Here is a 24122-nt window from a genome sequence, read left to right on the forward strand (position 1 = left end):
GACCCCGAGCGCTTCTCCGACCCCCACGTGCTCGACCTGCGCCGGCAGGACGGCGGGCACCTGGCCTTCGGCCACGGCATCCACCAGTGCCTGGGCCAGCAGCTGGCCCGCGTCGAGATGCGGGTCGCCTTCCCCGCCCTGGTCAACCGCTTCCCCACGCTGCGCCTGGCCGTACCGGCCGACGAGGTCGCCCTGCGCCCGGAGACCGCCGACATCTACGGAGTGAAGAGCCTGCCTGTCACCTGGGACGCGTGACCACGAACTGACGACAGGCGAGGGTTCGTACGGGCCGGACGCTTCACCGCCTCCATCGCTCGCGGCTGACCAGCCCCTCTCCCATGTCGTGCCGCGCTCGAACAGGCGGAACATGCTTCATCGGCGGCCTCCCCCTGAGCGGCACCACCCGGTGCGAGCCGGAGCCAGACGATGGCCTGGGGCTGACGGCCGGGTCGCCTTTCGACAGGAACCGCTCGTGCTCCTCGCACCTCGCTCTTGCCGTGCCGATTCAGTTACGCGGACCGTCCCGGTCGATCAGAGCGCACGTCTTCTCCAGCTCTCTGAGTTTCAGCTCTCCAGAAAGGAATCCCAGCATGGCAGACACAACAGGCGGGACACCCGAACAGGGACACGTCGCGCGTCGGACCGTGTTGAGGGGCGTGCTGGGCGCCGGCGCGCTCGCCGGCGCACATGCCGCCCTCCCCGGCCGCGCCTACGCCTCCGCGAGCGGTGGTGGTGGCGATGGCGAGCGCGGTGTCGAGCACGGCTGGGGAAAGGTCGCCGACGCGTTCCGCGCGAACTTCGGAAACCCTGGCGAGGTCGGTGCGGCGTGCAGCGTCTACGTGGGCGGCCGCCCCGTGGTCAACCTGTGGGGCGGCCTCGCCGATCGCGAGGCGAATCGGCCGTGGCGCAGGAACACCATCGTCCAGGTGGCCTCCACCACGAAAGGTGCCACCGCCATCTGTGCCCACATGCTCGTCCAGCGCGGTGAGCTGGATCTGGACGCCCCGGTGGCCCGGTACTGGCCGGAGTTCGGCGCCGCCGGCAAGGAGCAGATCCCGGTGCGCTGGTTACTGTCGCACCAGGCCGGCCTGCCGATCGTCGACGGGCCGCTGACGTTCGAGCAGGCGTGCGCCTGGCACCCGGTCATCCGCGCGCTCGAGGCGCAGAAGCCGCTGTGGCAGCCGGGCACCGAGCACGTGTATCACAGCGTCACGTACGGGTTCCTGGTCGGGGAGGTCGTACGCCGGATCACCGGCAAGTCGCTCGGCACGTTCTTCGCCGAGGAGGTGGTCGCCCCTCTCGGGCTGAGCGCCTGGATCGGGCTGCCCGAGAAGGAAGAGAAGCGGGTGGCCCGGCTCCACGATGCCGCGCCGTTCAGCGTGGAGGAGCTGCTGGCCGGGCTGATCGCGACGACCGGGCTCGATGCGGAGACGGTCACCGCCTGGGTGAACGCCGTGTGGGCCCCGGGTTCGGTCCAGGCCCGCGCCGGCGAGCTCGGCGGCGCCTTGACCAACCCCGAGGTCTACGCCACGCGTGCCTGGCGCGCGGCCGAGTTCCCAGCCGCGAACATGCTCGCGGATGCCCGATCGGTGGCGCGGATGTATGCCGCCACGGTCAGCGACGTCGATGGGGTGCGGCTGCTCGAACCGTCGACGGTCGAGAGGATGACCGTCGTCCAGACCGACAGGACGCCGATGCACGGACTGCCGCCGGGGCTGAACCTCCCGGCCGACCGCTCCTTCTACATGTCGCTCGGGTTCTGGCGGGCCTGCCCGCCGATGCCGCTGACCGGGCCGGGGGCGTTCGGTCACCCGGGCTCCGGCGGATCGATCGGCTTCGCCGACCCCGACGCCGGTGTCGGCTTCGCCTACGTGACGAACCTCTGGAACTATCGGCCCGACGACCCGCGGGCAGCGAACCTGGCCAAGGCCGTCCGCTCCTGCCTCGGATGACGACAGCCCTCGTGGGGGTGGGCATCGGCACTGCTGCCCGGTCCCGTGATCCGGGCGCGAACCGGCCGCCGCAGGCCATCCGGCTCCCTTCCCGACGCACGTGGTCCTCGCCGGCGTCGACCGTGCTCTCGGCTGCTGCCGGCGACGGAGCACGACCTCACAAGCGCTGCTGCAATGGGCGACCGGCGAGTCGGCCTGGACTGAGGTCGGCTTAGGCCGGCAGGCGGGTGTGTTCGGCTCGGCTGGCGGCGATGCGCTGGGCGGCGAGCCCGCGGGCCCGCTCGGTGTCGTGGTCGGTGAGCCGGCCGAGGATCGTCGCGAGCGGCCTGACCTGCCCGTACCCGCCCCAGTGGCCCTCAGGGATCTCGGTGGGGAACACCCAGATCCGGCCGGCATCGCGCGGCCAGGCACCGTTCTCGGCGTCCAGGATCGCCTCGGTGACGTCCGCGATGACGCCCGCCCGCGTCTTCTCGTCGAGCTGCCCCTCAGGGACAGACGGGACGACCTTGTAGTGCGGCGCGTCCGCGGGCGATCCGCCGACGTAGACGGCGACCGGCCGGTGCAGGAAGACCCAGGAGACGGACCGGGTCACCGGGTCGGCGGGGTCGAATCCCTCGTGGCGGATCAGGATCTCGGTGATGTGGTTCAGGAGTGCTGCCTCGGCATCGGGCTGGAGCGCACCGTCGGGGATGTACACGTCGAGCATGGGCATGGCCCGCCTCCTCGGTTTATTTCTTCAACTCAGCGCCCGGAGCCTAGGAAGGCTGAGTGGAAATTGTCAACTCAGATCGCTACGATCCACCCGTGGAGACACAGCGGATCGACCCCGTGAACTGTTCGGTGGCCCGTGCCCTCGCGATGGTGGGTGAACGCTGGTCGCTGCTGATCGTGCGCGAGGCACTGGACGGCGCACGCCGGTTCGGGGAGTTCCGGGCCCGCCTCGGCATGGCGAGCAACCTTCTGGCCACCCGGCTCGACACCCTCGTGGCGGCAGGAGTGATGCGACGCGTCCCCTACCAGGAACCCGGCGACCGGCAGCGCTTCGAATATCACCTCACCGAGCAGGGCCAGGACCTGCGGCCCACGCTGGTTGCCCTCCTGGAGTGGGGCGACAAGTATCTCGCCGACCCGCAGGGGCCGTCGGTCATCGTCCGGCACCGACCCGCCGACGATGACACCGCCTGCGAGGAGCCGGTGAGGGTCGTTCTCGAATGCGCTGCGGGGCACACCCGTCTGGCACCGGAAGCCGTCTACCGCGCCCCCGGACCGGGCGCCCGCTTCCTGGACACCGGAAAACCGAAGCCGGCCACGCCAGGGGCAGGAACGTGATCGCCGTGAGGTCCTGACACGGACCCGGGCACCACATCCGGCCGTCGGGCCAATACGATGACGCCCTCGCAGGTCAAGCAGCGGGTGACGGAGTGGGCATGGAACTGATCAGGGTGCTGGTGGCCGAGGACATGCGCATCCTGCGCGAGGCGCTGGTCGGGCTGCTCGCGATGGAGGCCGACATCGAGGTCGTGGCCGAGCTCGGTTCCGGCGACGGCATCGTCGGCGCGGCGCTGGAGCACCGGCCGCACGTGGCCGTCCTCGACATCGAACTCCCCGGGCTGGACGGGATCGCCGCGGCGGCCCAACTGCACGAGCGGCTGCCCGGCTGCCGGTCGCTGGTGCTGACCGGGGTGGGGCGGCCGGGCAACCTGCGCAGGGCGGTCAACGCCGGCGTGGCCGGGTTCATGCTGAAGGACTCCAGGCCGCAGGACCTCGTCGCCGCCGTGCGCACCGTCGCGGCGGGCGGGCGGGTCATCGATCCGCAGCTCGCGTACGCGGCACTGGACGTCCCGGCCGGCCCGCTGACCGACCGCGAGCTGGACGTGCTCAGGCTGACCGCGTCCGGCTCCGAGCCGCGCGACGTGGCCCGGCTGCTCAACCTGTCGTACGGCACGGTGCGCAACTACCTCGCCTCAGCGGTGACCAAGCTCAACGCGCGTAACCGGGTGGACGCCATCCGCATCGCCACCGAGGCCGGCTGGCTCTGAGCAGGGCACCTCGGCGGTCAGCGTGAACCGGCCTCCGTCCCGCTCCACCGACAGGCGCCCGCCCGCCTCCTCCAGGCGCCGGGTCAGGTTGGCCAGGCCCGTGCCCTCCCGCGGGGCGGAAGCGGTCGCGCCGTCGTTGGAGACGGTCAGGCGTACGGCGTCGCGCACGGTGATCGCGCACCGGGTGGCCTGCGCATGCCGTACCACGTTGGTCACCGCCTCGCGGAGGACGACGGCCAGGAGGGAGTCGGTCTCGGGCGGCAGCCGTACCGGTGGCAGATCCACCGTGACCTCGACCCCCGAGGCCGCGAGCATCGAGCGGGCCGTCGCCGCCTCCTCCCGCAGGGAGAGCGGCGCGGGGCCGCCGGTGATGGAGCGGACGTCCACCAGCGCCTGCTCGGCGAGTTCGCGCAGCTCGGAGGGGTCGGCCGAGTCCGGGCCCGCGATGAGCAGCTCGCCCTTGAGCACGATCGCGGAGAGCCGGAAGCCGAGCAGGTCGTGCAGGTCGCGGGCGACCCGCAGGCGTTCCTGGAGCATGGCCATCCTGGCCAGGTCGCGGCGGGCCTCCTCCAACTGGAAGGCGGCGAGGGGCAGCGTGCTCAGCCCGTAGGCCATGGCGGTGAAGCCGATCATGACCATGGCGTATTCGGCGCCCCACAGGGGAACGCCGGTCTGGGCTATCCAGAGGGCCACACCACCCAGGAGCGGACCGAAGCCCAGCGCCCAGGCCCAGGCGGAGCGGACCAGGAACAAGGTGGTGCCCGCGGTCAGGCCGACATAGGAACCGGCGCGCTGCCCGATGATCGCCATGGCCGTGACCATGAGCACGATCTGCGCGCCCAGCGTCCAGCGCCAGGCGCGCGGCCGGGCGCCACGGCGGGGCAGGCCGTTGTAGAGCTGCAGGCCGCTCACCACGGGCAGGAACACGGCCACGGTCACGACCTGGAACGCCGAGGACGACCCGAGCCTGATCATGTTGACCACGGTGCTGCCCAGGGTGTCCACCTCGAGGATCACCAGAGTGAACCAGGCCAGCCACGGCGCGCCCGCCAGCGGGCCGGACGCCGCGGCCTTGACCGGCGTCACGGGCAGGCGAACCTCCGTCCATCCGGCGCCGGAGGTGAGGCAGCCGCCCAGCTCGGCCGCTTCCTCACCGAGCTCACCGAGCTCACCGAGCTCACCGAGTTCCTTGGGTTCGTTGGGTTCGTTGGGTTCGCTGGGTTCGGCGAGCTCGGCGGCCCGCCCTCCCGTACGGCCGGCGCGCAGCACGACGAACCGTGTGTCGGCCTCGAGCTCGACCAGGACCCGCTCCGGCGGATCGGTGCTCAGCCAGGCGAGCATGGTCCTGCGCAGCACCCTGGCCAGCAGGCCGTCGACCGGCAGGGGCAGCCGCGGCCGGTGCGTGGTGACCTCCGCGTCCACCCCGGCCGCCGTGAGCACGGAGCGCGTCGCCTCCAGCTCGGCGGCCAGCGTCCGGTCCCGGTGGTCGTCGGCGATGGATCGCACGTCGGTCAGTGCCTGGCGGGCGGCGCCCACGACCTCGACGAGGTCGGCGCGGTCGAAGCGGTGGACGAGCGCCGACAGCTTGTCGCCCAGCGCGTCGCACAGGTCGCGGGCCACGCGCAGCCGTTCGCGGGCCGCCTCCAACTGGCCGATCTCGGCACGGGCCGCGTCCGTCTGCCTGATCAGGTCATGGAGCCAGCAGACGGCGTACAGCCCGACGCCGGGCCCGAGTGTCGCCAGCGCCGACCAGTAGCTGAGCGAGCCCAGCTCGGGATAGAAAGCGGCCCTGACCGAGAACTCGCCCGCGAGGATCAGGACCACCAGCGGCCAGGCCGTTCTCGCCTTGAGCGTGAGCAGGAGCGAGGCGACGAGCATGGCCATCACCGGCGTCCACGGTGACTGGACCAGGTAGAAGGAGGAGGCCAGCAGCGCCTGAGCCACCAGGTTCCAGCGGGCCGTGGCGGGCGACGCCCGGCGGAACGCGATCGGGACGAACAGCGCTTCCAGGGCGACGACGATGAGCAGGCCAGGGACCAGGGCGACCTGCTCCTTCAGGAGCGACGCCTGCACCAGCTGGCTGACCTTGACGGCCAACTGGACGGCCAGGCAGATCAGGATGAGCGTCCTGGCGAGCCTCAGCTGAGGGGTCACAGGCCGTCCTTCCGTCTCATCCAAATAAATGTGCATTTTGCACGATTCATCAGGGTGAGTTGTAGGTGGGCCGGTGCCCCCTTTCGCGATTCCGCGCGGCTTGGCCGGACGTGAGCACGCGGCGGCCGTCCGCGCCAACGCCGCGCGTGACCCAGAGGAGTACGCCAACCTCGCCGTCATGGCGGGCATCCGCATGGGGCACGAGCACAAGCGAAGCGCCGGACACTCGTTCGGGCCGCTCACCGCGTCCCTCGTCCGCACCGAGAACGCGATGGTCGCCGGCGACCCCGGCAAGGCCGTCGAGCTGTTCGGCACGCTACCGCGCGGCGTCGGCAAGACCGACAGCTCCACCTGGAATCGGGCGTTGCTGGACGCCGCGCGAGCGAAGGCCCGCATCGGTGACGTGGCACGGGCGACGGAGAGGCACGGCTGTCACCGGGGACTGATCATGGTGGTCGCGGGAACGCCCCATCAGCGGTGACCGGCCAGGTCGAGGAAGGCCCGTACGGCAGGCCCGCAGTCGCTCGGTGACAGGACGGCCAGGGCCAGCGTCCGGGTGAGGCGGGGTTCGAGCGGCCTGGTCACGACTGCTGCGAGCTCGGCGGGCAGGCCGAGCGTGGGCACGATGCTGACGCCCAGGCCCGCGGCCACCATTTCGAGGATGGCCGACTGGCCGCCGGCCTCGTAGGCGATGTCGAGCTGGGCATCGGCCTGGCGTGCCGCATCGGTGATGAGTGGGCGACAGCCTGCCGTGGTGAGGATGAACGGCTGTCCGGTCAGGTCGGCGATGTGGATGGTCTCCTGCCCGGCCAGGTGATGTCCGGCCGGAACCACGGCGACCATCTCGTGGGTGCTGAGCGGGATCGTGTGCAGGCCGGGGGCCGGGAGCGTGACCACGCCGACCTCGGCCGCGCCCCCCTGCAGCCAGCCGCGGACGTCGTGGTCCGCCCCCTCGAACAGGCGCACCTGGACCTGGGGGTAGCGATCGGTGAAGGCCCGCAGCAGGTGGGCGATGAGGGTGCCGGTGGCGCTCGGCAGGCTGGCCAGGCGTAGCGGCCCGGTGACCTCGCCGGCGGCGGCCGCCACCTCCGCGCGGATCAGGTCGAAGTGGCGCAGCGCCTCGCGGGCGCGGAGATGGGCCCGCCGTCCGGCTTCGGTGAGCGCGATGCCGTCCGCGTGGCGGACGAACAGCGGGGCGCCGAGCTCGCGTTCGAGGCTGGCGATCGCGCGGCTGACAGCGGGCTGGGACATGCCGATCAGGTCCGCCGCCGCGGTGAATCCGCCGTGCTCGGCCACCGCGATCAGCACGCGGAGCTGCGTCAATGTCATGAGGCCATACCCTAAGTGGTATTTGACCCGTGTAGGCCCATTCCCTGATGGTTATGGCCATGTCCACACGCATGATGATCGAAGTTGACGGCCGCATGGCCAGCTATCTGACGGCGGGCGAGCACGGCCCGCAGGTGTTGCTGCTCCACGGCACGTATTGGAGCCGGGTCTGGCTGCCGGTGCTCGACGACCTGGCCGCGGCCGGGTTGCGGCCGGTCGCCGTCGACCTCCCCGGCCTGGGCCGCTCGGAAGGGGAGCTGACGCTGGAGACGGCCACCGTGCCCGCGCTGGCCGCCTGGGTGACGCGGTTCGCTGCGACGCTGGGCATGGGCGCGCCGGCGGGGGTGGCCGGGCATGACATCGGCGGTGCGATCGCCCAGCAGCTGCTGGCCGGCGGCGAGCTGGCGGTTCCCCGGCTGGCGTTGGTCAATTCGGTGAGCTACGACTCGTGGCCGGTGCCCGGCGTGGCGCGCTACCGCGATCCTGCCGTGGTCGCCGCCACCACCGTGGAGGAGTTGCTCGCCGCCCGGCGCGTGGCCGTTTCCACCGCCTTGGCGCGGCCTGTCTCCGAAGGGGAGATGGCCGACTATCTCGACCCGTGGCGTGATCGGCGAGTGGGTCGGTCCTGGATGGCGCTGGCCGGCGCGGCCGACAGCCGCTACACCTTCGACCTCATGCCCGCTCTGGTCGCCTCCGATGCGCCGAAGCTGCTGGTGTGGGGCGAGGACGACACCTTCCAGAAGGTCGGCTACGCGCAGCGGTTCGCCGATGAGGTGCCGAACACCACGCTGGTGCGGGTTCCCAAGGCCGGTCACATCCCGATGGAGAACGACCCCGCACTGGTCGCCCGCACACTGGCCGCGTTCTTCCTCGCCTGACGGGTTGATCCGTCCGGCGCCCTCCCTCTCGCGGTAGCGCGTGTCTCGCAGTTCGACCTCGTAGCCGCCTTCGTCCAACAGCGACACCGCGGCAAACCAGTCCTGTTCTTCACCGTCGGGCTGAACCACGACGAAAGTGTTGTCGGTGTGGTTCAGCTTCTGGAACATCATGAACAGCCCGTCCTCGGAGGGGCTCGCGGTGCTGTCGCCGTTCTCGGCGTCGGCGATACAGCCGGGCATCGGGATCCCTTGCGGTTCAAGCAGTGCGCGGCCACCAGCATGGCAGGCGCCCGCTGGGGATCACAGCCACTCGGCCAGCGCGGCGATAGTGACAGCCGCGGCGAATCGGACGGCGAGCTTGTCATACCTGGTGGCAACGGCGCGGTATCGCTTGAGCCGGTTGATCCCGCACTCCACCGCGTTGGCGCAGCTTGTAGTCCTCCTTGTCGAACACCGGCGGCCGGCCACCAGAGCTGCCGCGACGCTTGCGCCCGGCGATCTGGTCACGGCGCTCCGGGATCGTGGCCCGGATCCCGCGTCGGCGCAGGTAGGCCCGATTGGCCTTCGAGCAGTACGCCTTGTCCGCGCGCACCCGATCCGGACGGCACCGCGGCCTGCCGGCACCGAGTCGGGGCACCCGGATCTGCCTCCAGGACCGGCACGAACTGCCGGGAGTCCCCGCGCTGCCCCGTGGTGACGACCAGCGCGAGCAGCCGCTGACCGTGCTCACACGCAAGGTGAATCTTGCTGGTCAGCCCGCCACGGGACCGCCCCAGACCGTGATCGGCGGGCTCGGCCTGCACCCCGCCAGGCGGCTCCTTCTGCGCCGCGCCGTCCCGGCGGGCATCAGCCCTCGCGCTGCCAGCGCCGGAACAGCCCGTAGACCGTCTGCCGAGGCCCGTACTCCTCCGGCAGGTCACGCCACGGCAGACCGGTGCGGACTCGATACCGGACCCCGTCGATCAGCCTGCGCTGGCACAACGCAGGCCGTCCCGACACTGCCACCGGCAACAACGGCTCCAGCACCGCCCACTGCGCATCACTCAAGTCCCCTCGCGCCACACCGAGATCATCCCGGTATAGCGCGATCACCACGACAGGGTTTAAAACGCCCTAGGACCCGAAGTCGATCTCGGCGGTCGGGTGCGCGGCGGTGATCCGGTCGCGGACCTCCTCGGGGAGCAGGTTGTATCCGAGGTCGACCGCCGCCAAGTCGGGGAGCGCGTCGAACTCGGCCGGCAGGTCTTTGAGCTTGTTGAAGGACAGGTCGATGGTCCGCAGTCGGCGGAACGTCCCGATCCCGGCGAGGTGTTCGGGCTTGAGCTCGCGGCCCTCGCCGTCCTCGTGCCACCGGTCGATCCGGAGCTCTTCCAGCCCGGTCAGCGCCATGCCGAACAGCTCCCGCAGGAAGATGTGCGCCGGCTCGCGGACGAGAGCGTGCCAGGTGCGCCACCCGCTGAGGCCGAGGACCCGCAGGGCGGGCAGGCGGCCGAGATCCGGCAGCGGGTCGCGCACCAGGCTGAGGCTGCCGCCGAGGTCGAGGTCTTCGAGCCGGGTCAGCCGAAGCAGGCTGTCGGGGACGGTGTCGAAGAAGTTATGGCTCAGGTCGAGCCGGCGCAGGTTCGGGAAGGTGGTGACGGCCTCGGGGAAAGTCCGCAGGTACAGGTAGCTGCCGCCGGACATGGACACCTCCTCGATGCTGGTCAGGCCGTGCGCGGAGTCGGGGAACACGACGTTGGTTCCGTCGGCGATCAGCTGCCGCAGCGCGACCAGGCCGCCGAAGGTGTCCGGCAGGACGAACCGCGTCACCTCGGGCGGGTTCGCCCTCGGCCAGGTCACCGCGCCGGAGGGGACGGACAGTCGGGAGATGTCGAGTTCCTCCAGGGCGGTGAGCCGGCCAACACCGGCCGGCAGGGTGAACCCGACCTTGTTGCCGGCGACCCGCAGCACTCGTAGCGCGGCCAGGTCGCCGATCGACTCGGGCAGGGCGGTCAGCCCGCACTCGCGCACCGACAGGTGCTCCAGCCGGGTGAGCGTCCCGAGCGTCTCGGGCAGCTCGTCGATCAGGTTGCCGTCCAGGATCAGGGTGCGCAGCCACGGCATCTGGAGCACCTCGGCGGGGAACGCCTGGAGTTTGCGCCCGGTCAGGTCGAGGTGCTCTGCCCGGTCGGCCAGAGACCGGGACACGTGATCACTCGCCGACTCGGCCGCCGTCCGGGCTCCTGGCCGCAGGACCGGCAGCCCGGCCCGCAGCCGGTCCAGGAACTCGTCGACGTCCAGGCAGCGGTCCTCCGCGTCGACGACCTCGGGCACGAACGCCTCGACGAGGCTGTCCCCGACGGCGAAGTCGGCGTCGTCGTCATCGTCGTAATTGTTCACCCAGCGCCCGCCGGGGGCGTACACGTCCATGGCGTGGTCGTAGTCGATCACCCAAGGGGTATCGACGATCCCGGTCCGCAAAGAGCCGTGGTTGTACCAGCCGTAGACCAGGTGGGTGAAGGCGCCGTCGTGGATGTAGATCTCCGCTTCGCCGCCTTCCAGGGTCTCGGCCTCGGTGTGACCGCCGACGTACAGGCCGGGCCGGTCCTCATAGAGCGCGATCGGGCCGTTGACCGTCAGATCGCCGGTGACCACGATCAACTCGACGTTGCCCTCGGCGTCGCCGCCGCGCAGTTCGTTGATGGCGTCCAGGAAATTCCCGTCGAGGGTGAGGTCGCCGTCGAAGAACAGCACCTCGTCGTAGCCGGGCGACGCTCCCGCACCCTCGAACACGGCGGACAATGCGCCGCCCAGGCGGGCATCGGCATCGGCAAAGGACAGGGACGCGGGGATGGCGGATATCGGCATGGGGAAGAGCGTAGGTCCGTGTACAGACAATCCGGCGCGCGCGACAGGGTTCTGGAACACGGCCCTAGACCCTAGCGACCTGGTCAGGGGTCGTACGGGGGCTGTTTCCTGATCTCCCGATGCATCCGCTCATTCATCCGCTGCCTCCGCTTCCAGGACTTCCTGTCGACTCCAAACGGCGGGTTCTTGTCGTCGAAGCTCGGCTTCGGAATCCCTCGCCAGCCGGGATGCTCTTCGCTGTCCCCGTCCGAGCCGATCAGGTAGATGATCGCGATGACAACCGCTATGCCCAGCAGAAGTTCCATGGGTGACCCCCTCGCAGCCCTGGCTGCGTCTGTTGTGGCCATCGTGGTTCTGACTTCAGTTCAGAGTGTCGTTGTGCGTCGCGCCTGGCAACCCACCGCTCACGCGACGTTGTGATCCTCCTCATTCGTGGTCGGATTTGTGGAACCCTGCCTGAGCTGCGCTGGAGGGCCGTCCCGTTAGGCTTCCTCGTCCCGAACATGTCCCCAGCCCCAAGGTAGGCAGGTCTGCGCAGATCACCGGGTTTCCGGGAAGCCCCCGTTCTCGGAAGCGGATACGGCTTTTGTGATCACACTGCGCGTGTCATGGACGACGGAGCGCGACGTGGTGCTCCTCATCGCGTACGGCGGACTGGGCTACGACGAAGTGGCGGCGGCGCTCAGGATCGCCTCGGGGACGGTCGCGTCCCGGTTGAGCAGGGCCAGGATCTCGCGCGGCCCGTCGCCCGGGAAGTCCCCAGCCGCCACGTAGGCCGATCACGATGATCAGGTACAGCTCTGTCTTATGCGTCGGCGGGTTCGATGAGCTCCATCTCGAGGGCCGGCACATCGAGGGCTTCCTTCTCGGCATGGCGTCGAAGCTGTCACCAGGTGCACGCGAAGTGCGTTACCCCTGGTCAGCGTCGATTGCTGTGGTGAATGCGATGGTGGCCCGTACGGTGCGCGTGGCCATCATGGTGGGGGACTAGTGAGTGAGCCCACCGGTGCACGCCGCATGCCGGGGGACCTTCATCTCGTGAGGGTGCCCGGCACGCGGCGATCTGTCACAGCCGTGTGCCGTTGACGACCAACGCCACTTCGATGTTGCCGCGCGTGGCATTGGAGTACGGGCAGACCTGATGCGCCACCCGGACCAGGTCGACGGCCTGGGTGGGGTCGGCGATGGACGGCAGGCTGATCTCCAGTTCGACGCCCAGCTTGAAGCCGCCGTCGCCGGCGGGGATGAGCATGACCTTCGAGTCGATTGCCGCGTCGTCGGCGCGTAGGTGCTTGCGCTGGCCCACCAGGGCAAGTGAGGCGGCGAAACAGGCGGCGTAGCCGATGGCGAACAGTTGCTCGGGGTTCACCCCTTCGCCGTCCCCGCCCAGTTCCTTGGGCTGCCTGAGGTCAACCTCCAGCCTGCCGTCGGCAGTGCGTCCGTGACCGTCGGCCCGGTCTCCGACGACGTGGGCCTGTGCGGTGTAAAGGGCGTTCGTCATGATGACCTCCTTCGCGCGTGTGCTTCTGGAAAAAGAATCATAAACTTCAAAAACAGGAAGTCAATGATTATGATCCGGGAAGCTGTCATCGACGAGAGGGATCACATGGCCTCACTGAAGGTCGGCTACCTGTTACCGACGCGCGATCAAGCCGTACGCGGCGATCACGACGTGGAGCAGTTGGTCGAACAGGCACGGCGTGCCGAAGCGCTCGGTTTCGACTCCGTGTGGGCCGGCGACAGCCCTCTCACCCGGCCCCGCGCCGACCCCTTGCTCCTGTTGTCGGCCGTGGCCGTCGTCACCCGGCGCATCACGCTCGGCACTGCCGTACTGCTGCCCACGCTCCGTCATCCGATCCTGCTGGCGCACCAACTCGCCACCTTGGACAGGCTCGCCGGCGGGCGCCTGATCGTCGGCATGGGCGGCGGATTTCCGAGCCCCGGCACCGAAGCTCAGTTCACCGCGATCGGTGTCGCCTTTGAGCGCCGCATCAGCCGGCTGGAGGAATCGATCGAGGCGATGCGTCTCCTGTGGAGCGGCCAGGAGGTCGCCTTCACCGGCCGGCACTTCGACTTTCACGCTGTGACCCTGGCTCCCGCGCCCGCTCATCCAGCAGGCCCGCCGATCTGGCTGGCCGGAGGCGGCGCTGCGGCGCGTGGCCGGCCTCGCCGACGGCTGGCTGCCCTACCCGCCCCAGGCCCAGATCTACGCCCGCGAGCGGGCGGCCATCCGGCAGAGCGCGGCTCGGGCGGTCACTCCCGGCCTGTACGCGACCCTGTGCCTGGATGAGGACCCCGAGCGGGCGCGCCGGCGCCTGCGCGAGAGCGTCGAGCGCTACTACAACGCCCCCCTGGAGGCCGTCGAGGCCGTCCAAGCCCTGTTCGCCGGTACGGCCCGCGCGGCCGCCGACTGGCTCACCTCCTACGCCGAGGCCGGCGCTCGCCATGTGGTGATCCGCCTGGCCGCCGACGACCACCACGCGGCCCTGGAGAACTTCGCTGGCCACGTCCTGCCCCTGCTTCGCCCGAAAGGAACAGCATGACCACCTTCGTTCTCGTACACGGCGCCTGGCACGGTCCCTCCGCCTGGGAGCGCCTCACCCCGCACCTGCACCAGGCAGGGGCGCGCACCCTGACCCCCTCCCTCACCCTGGAAGGCGACGTCGGCCTGGACGTCCACGTCGACGAGGTCCTCACCTGCCTGGACGGCGCCACGACCGCCGTTGACGACGTGGTGCTGGTCGGACACAGCTACGCGGGCCTGATCGTCCGGCAGGCCGCCGACCTGCGACCCGACATGGTGAAGCAGGTCATCCTGATCGACGGCTGGGCGGGCGGCGACGGCGCCAGCATGTTCAGCCTGGCCTCCGACGCCTTCGTCAACGCGATCCGCGCCGCCGCCCGGACGAGCGCGGACGGCCGTCACATCCCCGCCCCACCCCCGGCGAGATACGGCATCACCGACCCCGACGACACGCGCTGGCTCGCCCCACGCCTGCGCCCACAACCTCTGCGCACCTTCATCGACGCGACCCGGCTGAGCGGAGCCGTCGACCAGATCCCCGGCACGGCCATCTACTGCCGGCCGCAGGCCTACCCCTTCGACCGGTTCGCCGCGGCGATCGGGTACCGGACCATCGCCATGGACGCCCCGCACAACGTGATGCTCACCCATCCCGCGGCCCTGGCCAAGCTCCTCCTCGACTCCCAGGCGTTCCATTTCAACAACGAGAAGCTGGAGGATTAGAATATTGAAGTGGAACAGCGCACCTACAACCAGTACTGCGCCACCGCGCGCACCCTCGACCTCGTCGGTGAGCGCTGGACGCTGCTGCTGATCCGTGAACTCCTGACCGGGCCCAAACGCTTCGGCGACCTGCAACACAGCCTGCGCGGCCTGGGCACCGGGCTGCTGGCAGCACGGATGAAGTATCTGGAACGCGAAGGGCTGATCCACAAGGTCACGCTCCCGCCGCCGGCTCGGACCCCCGCCTACGCCCTCACCCCGGCGGGTGAGGGCCTCGAGCCGGTGGTGCTGGCCCTGGCCCGGTGGGGGCAGACCTGGGCGATGGACGAACCCCGCGACCAGGAGAACTTCCACCCCGGCTGGGCGGTGCTCGGCCTGAAGGCATGCTTCGACGCCGAGGCCGCCACCGGCCTGCGGGCGCTGTACGAGTTCCGCGTGGAGGAGGAAGTCTTCCACGCCCGCATCGACGACGGCACCATCGAAACCGTGCACGGCCCGGCCCAGCACCCTGACGTGATCATCACAACCAGCAGGGAGACTTTCCGCGACATCGCCGCCAGCAGGTCGAGCCTCGATGAAGCGATCAGCAGCGGCGCCGCCTCAGCCTCCGGCGACCGGCAAGCCCTGCGCCGGCTCCCCCACCTGTTCCACCTGCCGCTCCCACGTGCGCGATCCACGGCTCCAACCTCCACGTCATGAATCGAAGGGCGTCATCACGTCCATGCGTCGTTACGCTCCTCCAATCCGTCGAAATCGGCTGCCTCCCCTCTTCGGGGTGGCTGCCGATCTCGGCCTATTGTCGGTATGGCCTGCCAGCATGGCCCGCGTGACGGCAACTGATCCCTTGGCCCCGTTCCAGTGGCTCAACGTGTCCGAGAGAGCGAGGGCGGCGGCCCGCTGGGCGTGATCTTCAGCGTGGCCTTCTTCCGCGGGCTCGATCCGGCGGAGGTGGTGCGCCGCTTCAGCCGCGGCGAGGATGCCGGCCAGGAGTCGGACTTCGGCGGACTCGACGAGCAGGCCCACGAGTTCGTCGCGGAGACGGATGGCGGGCTTCCAGGCCGGCGAGTGGTGCGGATCTCTCGGGTCAGGCGCTCTGTTGACGCCCTGGCCTCAGCCGGTCTTGCGCAGCGCCACCACCGCCATCACGGCGGTCAGCGCGATGCAGGTGGCCACCGCCACCGTCATCCCCGCGCCCCATCCGAACGCGCCGATGGCCAGCGCCACGCCGCCAGTCCCCAGGGATGAGCCGACGTAGCGCGCGGTGTTGTTGGCGCCGGAGCCCATGCTAACCCGGTGGGAGGGCACGCTCTCGACCGCCAGCTGTGTGATCGAGGCGTTGGTCAGCCCGGCCCCGACCCCGCTGACCGCGAGCCCGGCCAGCACGAGGCCACCGGAGAACGCCGACCCCACGCCGAGCAGCCCGGAGAACCCCAGTGCTGTCAGAGCCATGCCGAGTGCCAGACGTGACCGGGTGGCCAGCCGTATCCGCTTGGTCAGCAGGGCGGAAACGAAGGACAACCCCGACCAGAGGCAGAGAAGCAGCGCCGTGTGCAGGGGCGTCAGACCGTGCGCGGCCTGGAGGACGGTCGGCAGATAGCCCATCAAACCCACCACCGCCGCGCCCACGACCAGCGCACCACCCGTCGCCACCAGGAACGGTGGTCGCTTGAACAGGTCGAGATCGATGAGTGGATCCGCACGCCGCCGCTCCACCCGCACGAAGCAGGCAACCAGCGCGACCGCCGCCGCGATCGCCCCGAGCGCGGTCGGGCGCGACCAGCCGAGCCGTCCCTCGGTCACCCCGGCGAGCAGCGTGGCCACCCCCGAACCGAGCAGGATCACCCCGGGCACGTCGAAGCGACGCGGCTCGGCTGAGCGTGACTCCTCCAACGCGCGCGCCGAGATCACAGTGAGCGCCAGGGCGCAGGCCGCCATCAGCCAGTAGACAATCCGCCAGCTCGCCGCCACGGCCAGCAGCCCCGACACCAGCGGCCCCACCGCGGTGCCGAGCCCGATCATCGCCCCGTAGCGTCCTGTCGCCCAGACCCGCTCGACCCCCGAAGGGTAGGCGTGGCCCACCAGGCCCAAACTGGCCGCCAGCATCGCCGCGCTCGCGCCACCCTGCACCACCCTGGCCGCCACGAACATCGGCACCGCCGTACTCAGGGCGGCGAGCACGCTGGCCGCGGCGAGCACGGCCGTCCCCATCACCAGCACCCGCTTGCGTCCGTGGTCGTCGGCCAGTCCGCCGGAGACCAGCAGGAGCGCCGACAGCCCCAAGGCGATCCCGCCCAGCATCCATACCGGTCCCGTGGCTCCCGCGCCCAGAGCCCGTGCGGTCTGGGGGAGGGTGACCATCGGCACCGTGTAGTTGGTCAGCACGAGCAGGGGCGCCATGGACGCCACAGTGAGTGTCCCCCGCCGCAATGTCGGTTCGGTCATTGAACTCATGCGGTCGCACGCTAGCACGGTTCATTCAATGAACTAAAATGAGCCCATGGCGCTCGGCAAGAACTACGAAGGCCAGGACTGCTCGCTGGCCAAGGCGTTGGAAGTGGTCGGCGAGCGTTGGACGTTGCTCGTGATCCGTGACGCGATGTACGGCGTGCGCCGCTACGGCGACTTCCTGGCTCACCTTGACATCCCCAGGGCGGTGCTGTCGCAGCGGCTGACCGCGCTGGTCGCGGCCGGCATCCTGGACAAACGCCGCTATCAGGAATCTCCGCCGCGCGAGGAGTACGTGCTGACCCCGATGGGCCGCGAACTCTGGGTCCCGCTGCTCGCCCTGGCTCAATGGGGTGGGCGGCACCTGGCCGAGGCCGGCCCGTCCCGGCTCTTCTTCCACCAGACATGCGGCACCCTGCTGGATCAGGTCTCGTTCTGCTCCCATTGCGGTGTGCGCGTCCCAGTCGAGGACGCGGAAGTACGGCCAGGCCCTGGCCTGAAGGGCGTCAGGGGCGACCAGGTCAGCCGTGCCCTGGAGGAACCTCATCAGATGTTGGATCTGATCCCCTGACCAGATGGGGTCAACCCCGAAGGGAGATCACATGAGCTGCGCGGAGATCGAATCCGAGACGGATCTGCGCGACCTGCTTGCTTCTCATGCTCGGCGAGCGCCCGGTAGATGCCAGCCGGGCTCGGGCGGGCGGCCCGTGCGTTTGCCTGTGGGGATGATCAGGTCCGGCTGGATGGCTTCGACGGATTCGCCGGTGGCGCGGCGACGGAGCACGGTGTGCAGCAGGTCATCAGCGATTCCTGTCCGTGGTTTTCAGCCCCCGAACTCCGATGCGTGCTCTTCGGCCCAGGCGGCGAAGGTGCGAGCCGGACGACCGAGGATCTTCTCCACGTCGCCCGTGGGGCGGGTCGGCCTGGCCAGGTCCCGGGCGTACCGTGCCATGAGCGCCGTGACGAAGGGCTCGGGCAGGCCGCGGGCGATCAGTCCCTGGGCTGCGGCCTCCGGCGGGATCTCCATGTAGGTCAGCGGCCTGCCGATGGCCTCGCCGATGATCTCCACCATGTCCGTGTGGGTGAGCGCTTGCGGCCCGGTCAGGTACGTGCGCCGGTTCACCAGGTCGTCGGTCAGCAGGGCGTGGGCCGCCACCGCCGCGATGTCGTGCTCGTGGATCGGCGTCTCGGCGAAGCCTGCGTACGGGCCGCGGACCACGTCGCCCGCCGTGATCTGGCCGCCCCAACTGGTCAGGGCGTTGCCCGCGAAGCTCGACGCGCGCAGGCTCGTCCACTCCAGGCCGCCGGCGACGGCCGCATCCTCCGTCTCCTTGTTGCGGTCGCCGCGGAAACGCGACGGCTGGTGGTCGAGAGGCTCGTCGATGTTGATGGCCGACAGTGCCACCACGCGCCGCACCCCGTGCTCCTTGGCCAGCGCGACGAGCTCCGCCGCCGCGTCGCCCGCGGCCCGCGGGTGGAGGAACAGCGCGGTGACCCCGTCGAGGTGGCGGGCGAGGGTGCCGGGTTGTGCCGGGTCGCCGGTCACCACCTCGGCCGTGGCAGGCAGGGACGTGGGCCCGGTGGTGCGGGTGACGGCGCGGACCTTGGCCTTCGCGCCGGTGAGCAGGTCGACGAGGGGGCGGCCGATGGTGCCTGTGGCTCCGGTGACGAGGATCATGTCAAATCCTTTCGTATGCCGTATAGTATGGAAACCATAGCATCTAATTTGAAAGTCATATGATATGAGTTCCGTCACATCTGGGCATGTGGATGACGCGCGCCGCCGCAGGCGGGCCATGGTGGCGATCAAGGAGGCGCTGCGCGAGCTGCGCGGCCAGCTGTCCCTGCTCGACCGGCAGGTGAGCGCGCGGGCGGAGCTGAAGGACGTGGATCTTGACTGCCTCGACCTCATCGGGAGGTGCGGGCCGATCAGTCCGACGGCCTTGGCACGGCAGGCGGGGCTGCATCCCGCCACGCTGACCGGCATCCTGGACCGGCTGGAGAGGGCGGGGTGGGTGGCCCGCGAGCGCGACACCGCCGATCGCCGCGCCGTGCTGATCAAGGCGCTGCCCGAGCGTAACGCGGAGCTGTTCCGGCTCTACTCCGGCATGAACCACGCGATGGACGAGATCTGCGCGGAATACACCGAAGCCGAGCTGGACCTGCTGGTCGGCTTCCTGCGCCGCGCCACCGGCGCCGGCCGCGACGCCACCGCCGCGCTGGCCGGCGACTGAGGTGTCCCGGTGGGCCGGGGTGGTGTCGGGCACGGGTGGGTCAGGCGGAGGGCGGCCGGCAGGCGGGGGCCGGGGCGGCGGCGTCCTGGACTGCCGGCAAGGCTGGTCCCGCCGACCGGCATCTGTGGCATTTCGCAAGCTAGGGCCTGTTGCGAAAGGACTCGTAGTGTCTCAGGCGCGGGCAACGTGTCCCTCGCCGGCCGGCCGTCACCTACCCGGGGAAAGGAGGTTTTCCAGCGGCCGTGGCAGTGGATACACCCGCTCTGCGGGGAACAGCCGCTGGGCTTTGGCAGCGTGCCCGGTTTGTGTCAATACCGCGGCCTTGCGGACCTGGGGGGTGAGGTCGGTGAGGCTGACGATCCAGTCGTCGGTGAATGTGCGGATCAGATTGCGGCCGATGCCGACCTGGATGCTGTAGTGGTTCAGTGCCGCTCCGCGCAACGAGCGTTCCGGGTCCCACTGGACATGTACGGCTGCCTGGGTCACAGCTGCCGGATCCGCGGTCGTGAGCACGGCCTGGGACAGAGCGTCCTCCCAGCCCTGCCGGGTCATCCGCACGGCGAGAACGCGCTCTTGACCGGGTTTGCGGGCCCAGTTGCTGCGATGCATGAGCCACAGGAATGAGGGCTTGATCCATGTCATCCTGTGGAATGAGAACGGCGCGACGAAGCGGCCCGCTCGCAGCGCTGCGTCGGCTATGGCAGGCGCGTATGCCTGGTAGACCACGATCGTGTCAGCATCGTAGTCTGCGCGAATCTGGTACTGGGGTGCCATGCGTTGCACCCTGCCATCCGGTGCACTCGCATCGCGAAGCCTTTTCCCCGCCCTCGGCCGAAGCGAATGTGCCGGTCACAGCCACTCGTTGGTGGCCGCTACGAGGACGGTCGCCTCGTAGCGGACCGCGAGCTTGTCGTATCTGGTGGCCACGGCACGGCGCCTTTTGAGGCGGTTGATGCCGCACTCCACCGCCTGCCGAGCCTTGTAATCCTCCGGTCGAACTTCGGCGGACGACCGCCCCTGGATCCGAGTTTCTTGCGGTTGCGGGCCTGGTCGGCCTTGTCCAGGTGATCAGATCCTGAGCGTCTGCACGGGCCTGAAGCTGCTCGAAAATGCGATGCCAAGGTGCCGTCCCGCTGCCGGCGCCGGGACAAGTCGTACACCTGACCCCACGGCCCATACTCCTCAGGCATGTCCCGCCACGGGATGCCGGTGCGGACCCGGAACCGTATGCCGTCGATCAACCCCTTTGTCAGCAGGAAGGGGCAGGACCAAGCGATTCGATCCAGGACGCGAAGTCCGCGGACACGACGTCGAAGTCCGCAGGCTCCAGGTCGCACAGACCGGAGGAGAACACGGCCGAGTCCGGGTCATCGGCACGCAGGAGGAATCCGCGGCCACCACTGTCATCGCCGACGAGGAGGAATCCTGGTGCATACTGCGCGACTTCGTAAGTGGCGTTGCGTTCACCGATGTCCCCTGCCGAGTACACCGCGGCACCGGACTCTGTGTGAAGGCCGTCCCTCACGCTCCACAGTGCCACCAGCGGAGCTGGAAGGCTCATCGCCGTCTCGGCGCGCGCCCGCATCACATCGTCCGGCGTTGCCGCCGCCAGCCTCGAAACCGACCCCGCCACCCTGCACCCCTCCCAACAGACTCCGGCCGCCCTGACAAGCGGCGGCGCAGCCACTCCCACCGGGACCGCTCCCAAGCAAGCCACAACAACCGGCCGACGGCGGCCCCAATATGATCCCGATCTACGGCTGAAGTACTATGGAGAACGCACGCTGGACACGTCCTCACCGTCACATGTGTCACTGCAGGCCATAATCGCGGCGAGCCGGGCAGACCACTCGCGTTCGGCGATGACGAGGCCGCCCTCCAGCGTCTCGACGAGCAACGTCCGGCTCAGCGACACCACCGTTGGCTCACGCCGGGCCTCGGTGCCCCACGCGGGACCGCCTCCAGCGCGTACCCGACAGGCGAGGTGCACCCGGTCCCCGTCAGGGAACGCGAACGCTGTCACCGCGTCGGTGCACTCACCCCACTCCAGGAACACACACTGTGCGAGTGCCGCCTCGGCCCCAGGTGAGGCCCCGGTACTGGCGTCGTCGTACATCCAGCTCTCGGCAATGCGGAAGGACTCAGACGGCGAGGTGAACCCCACCGGCGGCGCAGTCGGCGTGCGAAAGCGGCTGAGCTCGTCCTGGAGCTTCTTGACCAGTAGTGGCGGATAGAACGCGTTGTCCCACGTGTTCACATGGAGCCCTCCGACGAAGACGTCGACGCACAGCAGTCCCGGGTCCTGTTCGACGTGGAACTCCAAACCGAATCCGGTCCGCGACCCGAACAACATGGCGACCTCCTCAGCCCTGGCGCGACACCCATCACGGCCCAACCCTATTGATCCACTTTCGATACACGGTCTTGAAGCTGTTTCTTAGATCTCCTGACGGTGAGCGCTGGTCTTGTGACTCTTGGCATATGGGTCGTGGCGATCTGACGAACGTCGAGTGGGAACGGCTGGTGCCGTTACTGCCGGCTGGCGGGATGCGCTGTGCCGGCGGCGGGCCGCCGGCCGGGCAGGTCGCTGAGATCGATAGGGCGTCGAACATGGGCCCGTCCTTGCGTGGTTTGCCGAGACGCCGATGCGAGCCCTCTCCGACGACGCCGCGCCGGGGGGGAGGTCCCCCCGGTCACCTCCGCTTCTTGGCGCAGTCCGCCGGTTCCTCGGGCCGCTCGTCGGTCCACCCGTCGCCGGAGGCATGCGCCGTGTAGTGCAGCACCGTTCCCTTCGGCAGTCCTTCGCGAGCCTCCAGCAGGACCGTCACCTCCGCGAGGATCCGGCCGGTCTCCGGGTCGAGGATCTGCTGGAACTCGGTCGGCACCTCCTCACCTCCCGGATAGGACATGCCCTTGCCGTCCCAGAAGGAGACCCTGATCCCGGGGCGTCCCAGCGGGTCGGTGGCCTGTCCCCGCACCCGGGTGGTCGGCAGATCGGCCAGGAGGTGAAGCAGCGCCGCTCTGGTGCCCGGCTTGAGCGGAAGGTTCAGCAGGGAGGCCGCCATGGGCAGCGCGTCCTCGAAAGACCTACCGGTCCTGCGGTCGTAGAGCGTCCGCAGGCGATCGCGCAGCCGTGCCGGGTCGGCCGGGAGGCGCTCCACCTCCGCGACGGTGAGCCCGGCGAACCGCCGGTCGGGCAGCAGGCCCTTCGCGTCGACCCCGAGGGTGTACTCGCAGGCGGACGGCTCGGAGCTGAGCTTCAGCCGGACGCAGTCCTCGCCAGGGGTTCCGCCCATGCACGCCTGCTCGACCTCCGCCGGCGAACCGGCCGCCCGCCAGGCCCTCTCGTCGGCCGCGGTGGCCGGGCGCGTGAACAGCCGCCGTGACTCCGTCATGAGCGGCCCGGTGGGGTCACGCGGCTGCCACCAGTCGAACCTCGCCTCCTCCTTGAGCCTGTAGACGGCCCCCGGCGCGCCCACCCTGATCAACGATCCGTTGGTCAGCGTGCGCCGCCAGTAGGCGCCCGTCCGTGCCGGGAGCTTCTCCACCCGATCGGCGATGTCATGGAGCGGCCGCGCGGCCTGGACGTCGTACGCCGCCACCGACCAGGCCCCGGGACGGCTGCCCAGCTCGGCGGCCAGCCGGTCGGCCGTCTCCGGTTCGGGCAGCTCGTACGCGCCGTCGCACGAGCCCTGGGGCGGGCAGGCCTTGCGCCCCCGCGCCACGGGCGCGTCGGGTGGGAAGACCCAGAAGGTGATCTCGTGGTCGCGGCCGAGCCAGCCCGGCTCGTGCGCCTTGTCCGCCAGCATGCTGGGCGCGCCGTCCGGACCACACGTACCGCCGGCGCTGCTCCCACCCTCGTTGCTGAAGAAGATCGAGCCAGGCTTCTGGCAGAAGAGCACAATCGCGATCCTCTCGCTCGTGGGACGGAACCGGAGCGTCGTCTTCGTCGCCGACTGCGGCATCCTCGCCCCTGCGAGACGGTGCAGGCCCTGGTGGACGCGTGGTGCCTGCTGGAACGCTGGAGGGGCCGCGGGCTGCGGTGCCGGCTCCGGAACGCCGCCCAGGTGCGACACCAGCATGATCACCGCCGTGACGACCGCGATGGTGGCGACGCCGGCGCCCGCCGTCCAGGCCCAGCGCCGGAGCGGGCGGGGCCGTCGAACCGGGTCATCGAGAGCGGCCAGCCGCGCCCGAGCCCTGGCCACGGTCTCGGCCGAGGGCTGCGGCACGTCCGGGATCGCCTGGGCGAGCAGCGTGACCTCATCCATCGTGCGCCTCCTTCAGCGGGTTGATGTCGCCCAGTGCCTTGCGAAGCTGCTTGCGCGCCCGGTTGAGCCGGGACGCGACGGTGCCGTAGGGGATCTCCAGCGCGGCGGCCACCTCCAGATGGGTCAGCCCGCCCAACGCCACCAGCAGCACCACGTCCCTGTCTCCGCGGTTCAGGCCGGCAAGCGCCCCCGCGAGCCTGCCGGTGAGCTCTCCGGCCGCGACACGGGTCAGCGTCGCGTCCTCGTGGTCCTCCGCCTCGCGTTCGGCTGTCCGGCTGAGCGCCTTCCACCTGCGGATCTCGGTACGGCGGTGCCGGGAGATGAGGTTGGTGGCGATGCCGTACAGCCAGGGCCTGACCTCGCCGCGCGAGGAGTCGTACCCTCCTCGGACGGCGACGAGGAAGACCTCGGCCGCCAGGTCGTCGGCGGCGTCCACGGACAGCCTCCGGGCGATGTAGCGGTGGATCTCGGCGAAATGCGCGTCGAAGACGCGATCGAGGTCGGTCCGCAGACGGGCGGAAACGCTCATGCCGACTGTCCCGTCGGTATCGGTGTCTGGCTCACGCACTGGTCTCCATCCGGTCAGGAACGGCGGTCACCCCTGTTTGCCCGACGGCCCGGAATGCTTTCACGAAGCATGTGCCGTCGCGGCACGGCGCCGGCCCGCGCCTGCGAGGGCGGCCCGTCCGGTCCGCCCCCCGGTCCGCCCCCGGCCCGGCCCGACTC

At 70.0% G+C, this 24122-nt stretch carries 26 protein-coding genes and 3 pseudogenes; 14 read left to right on the plus strand and 15 right to left on the minus strand.

Features of this window, described 5'->3' with window-relative positions:
- Both ACWEVS_RS34585 and ACWEVS_RS34590 read left to right on the plus strand, forming a co-directional pair.
- A partial coding sequence (locus tag ACWEVS_RS34585) for a cytochrome P450 (RefSeq protein ID WP_452554874.1) occupies positions 1 to 255 on the plus strand: 255 nt, incomplete at its 5' end.
- 335 nt (positions 256 to 590) lie between these two features.
- Positions 591 to 1952, plus strand: a complete 1362-nt coding sequence (locus ACWEVS_RS34590) for a serine hydrolase domain-containing protein (protein WP_452554876.1) — start codon at positions 591 to 593, stop codon at positions 1950 to 1952.
- Between the two features lie 211 nt (positions 1953 to 2163).
- On the opposite strand, the gene ACWEVS_RS34595 is transcribed toward ACWEVS_RS34590, so the two are convergent.
- The gene (locus ACWEVS_RS34595) at positions 2164 to 2664 is read right to left on the minus strand and encodes a hypothetical protein (RefSeq protein ID WP_449928289.1); all 501 of its coding nucleotides are present in this window, start codon (positions 2662 to 2664) and stop codon (positions 2164 to 2166) included.
- A gap of 92 nt (positions 2665 to 2756) precedes the next feature.
- Here ACWEVS_RS34595 and ACWEVS_RS34600 point away from each other — a divergent pair, with 92 nt between their 5' ends.
- Positions 2757 to 3281: a winged helix-turn-helix transcriptional regulator gene (locus tag ACWEVS_RS34600; protein WP_452554878.1), complete on the plus strand. Its 525-nt coding sequence runs from the start codon at positions 2757 to 2759 to the stop codon at positions 3279 to 3281.
- 104 nt (positions 3282 to 3385) lie between these two features.
- A complete protein-coding gene (locus ACWEVS_RS34605) occupies positions 3386 to 3991 on the plus strand; it encodes a response regulator transcription factor (RefSeq protein ID WP_449928300.1) in 606 nt (201 codons plus the stop codon).
- Here the strand turns inward: ACWEVS_RS34605 and ACWEVS_RS34610 are convergent.
- Positions 3917 to 6145, minus strand: coding sequence for a histidine kinase (locus tag ACWEVS_RS34610; RefSeq protein WP_452554880.1), 2229 nt, complete (start codon positions 6143 to 6145; stop codon positions 3917 to 3919). The genes ACWEVS_RS34605 and ACWEVS_RS34610 overlap by 75 nt on opposite strands.
- Before the next feature lie 73 nt (positions 6146 to 6218).
- Here ACWEVS_RS34610 and ACWEVS_RS34615 point away from each other — a divergent pair, with 73 nt between their 5' ends.
- Positions 6219 to 6626 (plus strand): hypothetical protein, encoded by a 408-nt coding sequence (locus ACWEVS_RS34615; protein ID WP_452554882.1) that lies wholly within the window; start codon positions 6219 to 6221, stop codon positions 6624 to 6626.
- Here ACWEVS_RS34615 and ACWEVS_RS34620 read toward each other — a convergent pair.
- Complete coding sequence (locus tag ACWEVS_RS34620) at positions 6617 to 7474, minus strand: LysR family transcriptional regulator (protein ID WP_449928281.1); 858 nt, start codon at positions 7472 to 7474, stop codon at positions 6617 to 6619. The genes ACWEVS_RS34615 and ACWEVS_RS34620 overlap by 10 nt on opposite strands.
- Before the next feature lie 71 nt (positions 7475 to 7545).
- Between ACWEVS_RS34620 and ACWEVS_RS34625 the strand changes: the two genes are divergently transcribed.
- On the plus strand, positions 7546 to 8352 hold the full coding sequence (locus ACWEVS_RS34625; RefSeq protein ID WP_452554885.1) for an alpha/beta fold hydrolase: 807 nt from the start codon (positions 7546 to 7548) through the stop codon (positions 8350 to 8352).
- A 300-nt stretch (positions 8353 to 8652) separates the two neighbouring features.
- Here the strand turns inward: ACWEVS_RS34625 and ACWEVS_RS34630 are convergent.
- From ACWEVS_RS34630 to ACWEVS_RS34640, 3 genes and pseudogenes are all read right to left on the minus strand, one after another.
- Positions 8653 to 9414, minus strand: a pseudogene (locus tag ACWEVS_RS34630) (IS5 family transposase).
- 51 nt (positions 9415 to 9465) lie between these two features.
- Positions 9466 to 11199 (minus strand): leucine-rich repeat domain-containing protein, encoded by a 1734-nt coding sequence (locus ACWEVS_RS34635; protein WP_452554887.1) that lies wholly within the window; start codon positions 11197 to 11199, stop codon positions 9466 to 9468.
- Positions 11200 to 11282: 83 nt separating this feature from the next.
- Positions 11283 to 11504, minus strand: a complete 222-nt coding sequence (locus tag ACWEVS_RS34640; protein WP_449928275.1) for a hypothetical protein — start codon at positions 11502 to 11504, stop codon at positions 11283 to 11285.
- A gap of 298 nt (positions 11505 to 11802) precedes the next feature.
- Here ACWEVS_RS34640 and ACWEVS_RS34645 point away from each other — a divergent pair, with 298 nt between their 5' ends.
- Both ACWEVS_RS34645 and ACWEVS_RS34650 read left to right on the plus strand, forming a co-directional pair.
- On the plus strand, positions 11803 to 11973 hold the full coding sequence (locus tag ACWEVS_RS34645; RefSeq protein WP_449928273.1) for an RNA polymerase sigma factor: 171 nt from the start codon (positions 11803 to 11805) through the stop codon (positions 11971 to 11973).
- 10 nt (positions 11974 to 11983) lie between these two features.
- Complete coding sequence (locus ACWEVS_RS34650; RefSeq protein WP_449928271.1) at positions 11984 to 12190, plus strand: hypothetical protein; 207 nt, start codon at positions 11984 to 11986, stop codon at positions 12188 to 12190.
- 75 nt (positions 12191 to 12265) lie between these two features.
- Here ACWEVS_RS34650 and ACWEVS_RS34655 read toward each other — a convergent pair whose 3' ends face one another.
- A complete protein-coding gene (locus ACWEVS_RS34655; protein WP_452554890.1) occupies positions 12266 to 12700 on the minus strand; it encodes an organic hydroperoxide resistance protein in 435 nt (144 codons plus the stop codon).
- Positions 12701 to 12805: 105 nt separating this feature from the next.
- Between ACWEVS_RS34655 and ACWEVS_RS34660 the strand changes: the two are divergent.
- The 4 genes and pseudogenes from ACWEVS_RS34660 to ACWEVS_RS34675 all read left to right on the plus strand — a co-directional run.
- Positions 12806 to 13294: pseudogene (locus ACWEVS_RS34660) on the plus strand (LLM class flavin-dependent oxidoreductase); the annotation flags it as partial.
- Between the two features lie 61 nt (positions 13295 to 13355).
- Positions 13356 to 13742 (plus strand): hypothetical protein, encoded by a 387-nt coding sequence (locus ACWEVS_RS34665; protein ID WP_452554892.1) that lies wholly within the window; start codon positions 13356 to 13358, stop codon positions 13740 to 13742.
- Positions 13739 to 14446, plus strand: coding sequence for an alpha/beta fold hydrolase (locus ACWEVS_RS34670; protein WP_452554894.1), 708 nt, complete (start codon positions 13739 to 13741; stop codon positions 14444 to 14446). The genes ACWEVS_RS34665 and ACWEVS_RS34670 overlap by 4 nt, the downstream gene beginning before the upstream one ends.
- Positions 14447 to 14455: 9 nt before the next feature.
- Positions 14456 to 15145, plus strand: a complete 690-nt coding sequence (locus ACWEVS_RS34675; protein WP_452554896.1) for a winged helix-turn-helix transcriptional regulator — start codon at positions 14456 to 14458, stop codon at positions 15143 to 15145.
- 411 nt (positions 15146 to 15556) lie between these two features.
- Here the strand turns inward: ACWEVS_RS34675 and ACWEVS_RS34680 are convergent, their stop codons facing one another.
- Positions 15557 to 16843: an MFS transporter gene (locus ACWEVS_RS34680; RefSeq protein ID WP_452554898.1), complete on the minus strand. Its 1287-nt coding sequence runs from the start codon at positions 16841 to 16843 to the stop codon at positions 15557 to 15559.
- A 100-nt stretch (positions 16844 to 16943) separates the two neighbouring features.
- On the opposite strand from ACWEVS_RS34680, the gene ACWEVS_RS34685 reads away from it, so the two are divergent.
- Positions 16944 to 17462 carry a winged helix-turn-helix transcriptional regulator gene (locus tag ACWEVS_RS34685; protein ID WP_452554900.1) on the plus strand — a complete coding sequence of 173 codons (519 nt, stop codon included), beginning with the start codon at positions 16944 to 16946 and terminating at the stop codon, positions 17460 to 17462.
- A gap of 252 nt (positions 17463 to 17714) precedes the next feature.
- On the opposite strand, the gene ACWEVS_RS34690 is transcribed toward ACWEVS_RS34685, so the two are convergent.
- Positions 17715 to 18569 carry an SDR family oxidoreductase gene (locus tag ACWEVS_RS34690; protein WP_452554902.1) on the minus strand — a complete coding sequence of 285 codons (855 nt, stop codon included), beginning with the start codon at positions 18567 to 18569 and terminating at the stop codon, positions 17715 to 17717.
- An 88-nt stretch (positions 18570 to 18657) separates the two neighbouring features.
- On the opposite strand from ACWEVS_RS34690, the gene ACWEVS_RS34695 reads away from it, so the two are divergent.
- The gene (locus ACWEVS_RS34695) at positions 18658 to 19125 is read left to right on the plus strand and encodes a MarR family transcriptional regulator (RefSeq protein ID WP_449928259.1); all 468 of its coding nucleotides are present in this window, start codon (positions 18658 to 18660) and stop codon (positions 19123 to 19125) included.
- Positions 19126 to 19332: 207 nt separating this feature from the next.
- On the opposite strand, the gene ACWEVS_RS34700 is transcribed toward ACWEVS_RS34695, so the two are convergent.
- From ACWEVS_RS34700 to ACWEVS_RS34725, 6 genes and pseudogenes are all read right to left on the minus strand, one after another.
- Positions 19333 to 19899, minus strand: a complete 567-nt coding sequence (locus ACWEVS_RS34700; protein ID WP_452554905.1) for a DUF4291 domain-containing protein — start codon at positions 19897 to 19899, stop codon at positions 19333 to 19335.
- 353 nt (positions 19900 to 20252) lie between these two features.
- A pseudogene (locus ACWEVS_RS34705) lies at positions 20253 to 20462 on the minus strand (transposase); the annotation flags it as partial.
- Entirely contained in the window at positions 20375 to 20758 is a 384-nt protein-coding gene (locus ACWEVS_RS34710; RefSeq protein WP_452554979.1) for a hypothetical protein, read from the minus strand. The gene ACWEVS_RS34710 and the pseudogene ACWEVS_RS34705, both read right to left, overlap by 88 nt.
- A 135-nt stretch (positions 20759 to 20893) precedes the next feature.
- Positions 20894 to 21478, minus strand: coding sequence for a hypothetical protein (locus tag ACWEVS_RS34715; protein ID WP_452554907.1), 585 nt, complete (start codon positions 21476 to 21478; stop codon positions 20894 to 20896).
- A gap of 340 nt (positions 21479 to 21818) precedes the next feature.
- The gene (locus tag ACWEVS_RS34720; RefSeq protein ID WP_452554909.1) at positions 21819 to 23396 is read right to left on the minus strand and encodes a hypothetical protein; all 1578 of its coding nucleotides are present in this window, start codon (positions 23394 to 23396) and stop codon (positions 21819 to 21821) included.
- Complete coding sequence (locus ACWEVS_RS34725; RefSeq protein WP_452554911.1) at positions 23389 to 23925, minus strand: RNA polymerase sigma factor; 537 nt, start codon at positions 23923 to 23925, stop codon at positions 23389 to 23391. The genes ACWEVS_RS34720 and ACWEVS_RS34725 overlap by 8 nt, the downstream gene beginning before the upstream one ends.
- Positions 23926 to 24122 lie beyond the last annotated feature (197 nt).

This window comes from Nonomuraea sp. NPDC003754 (assembly GCF_053605785.1).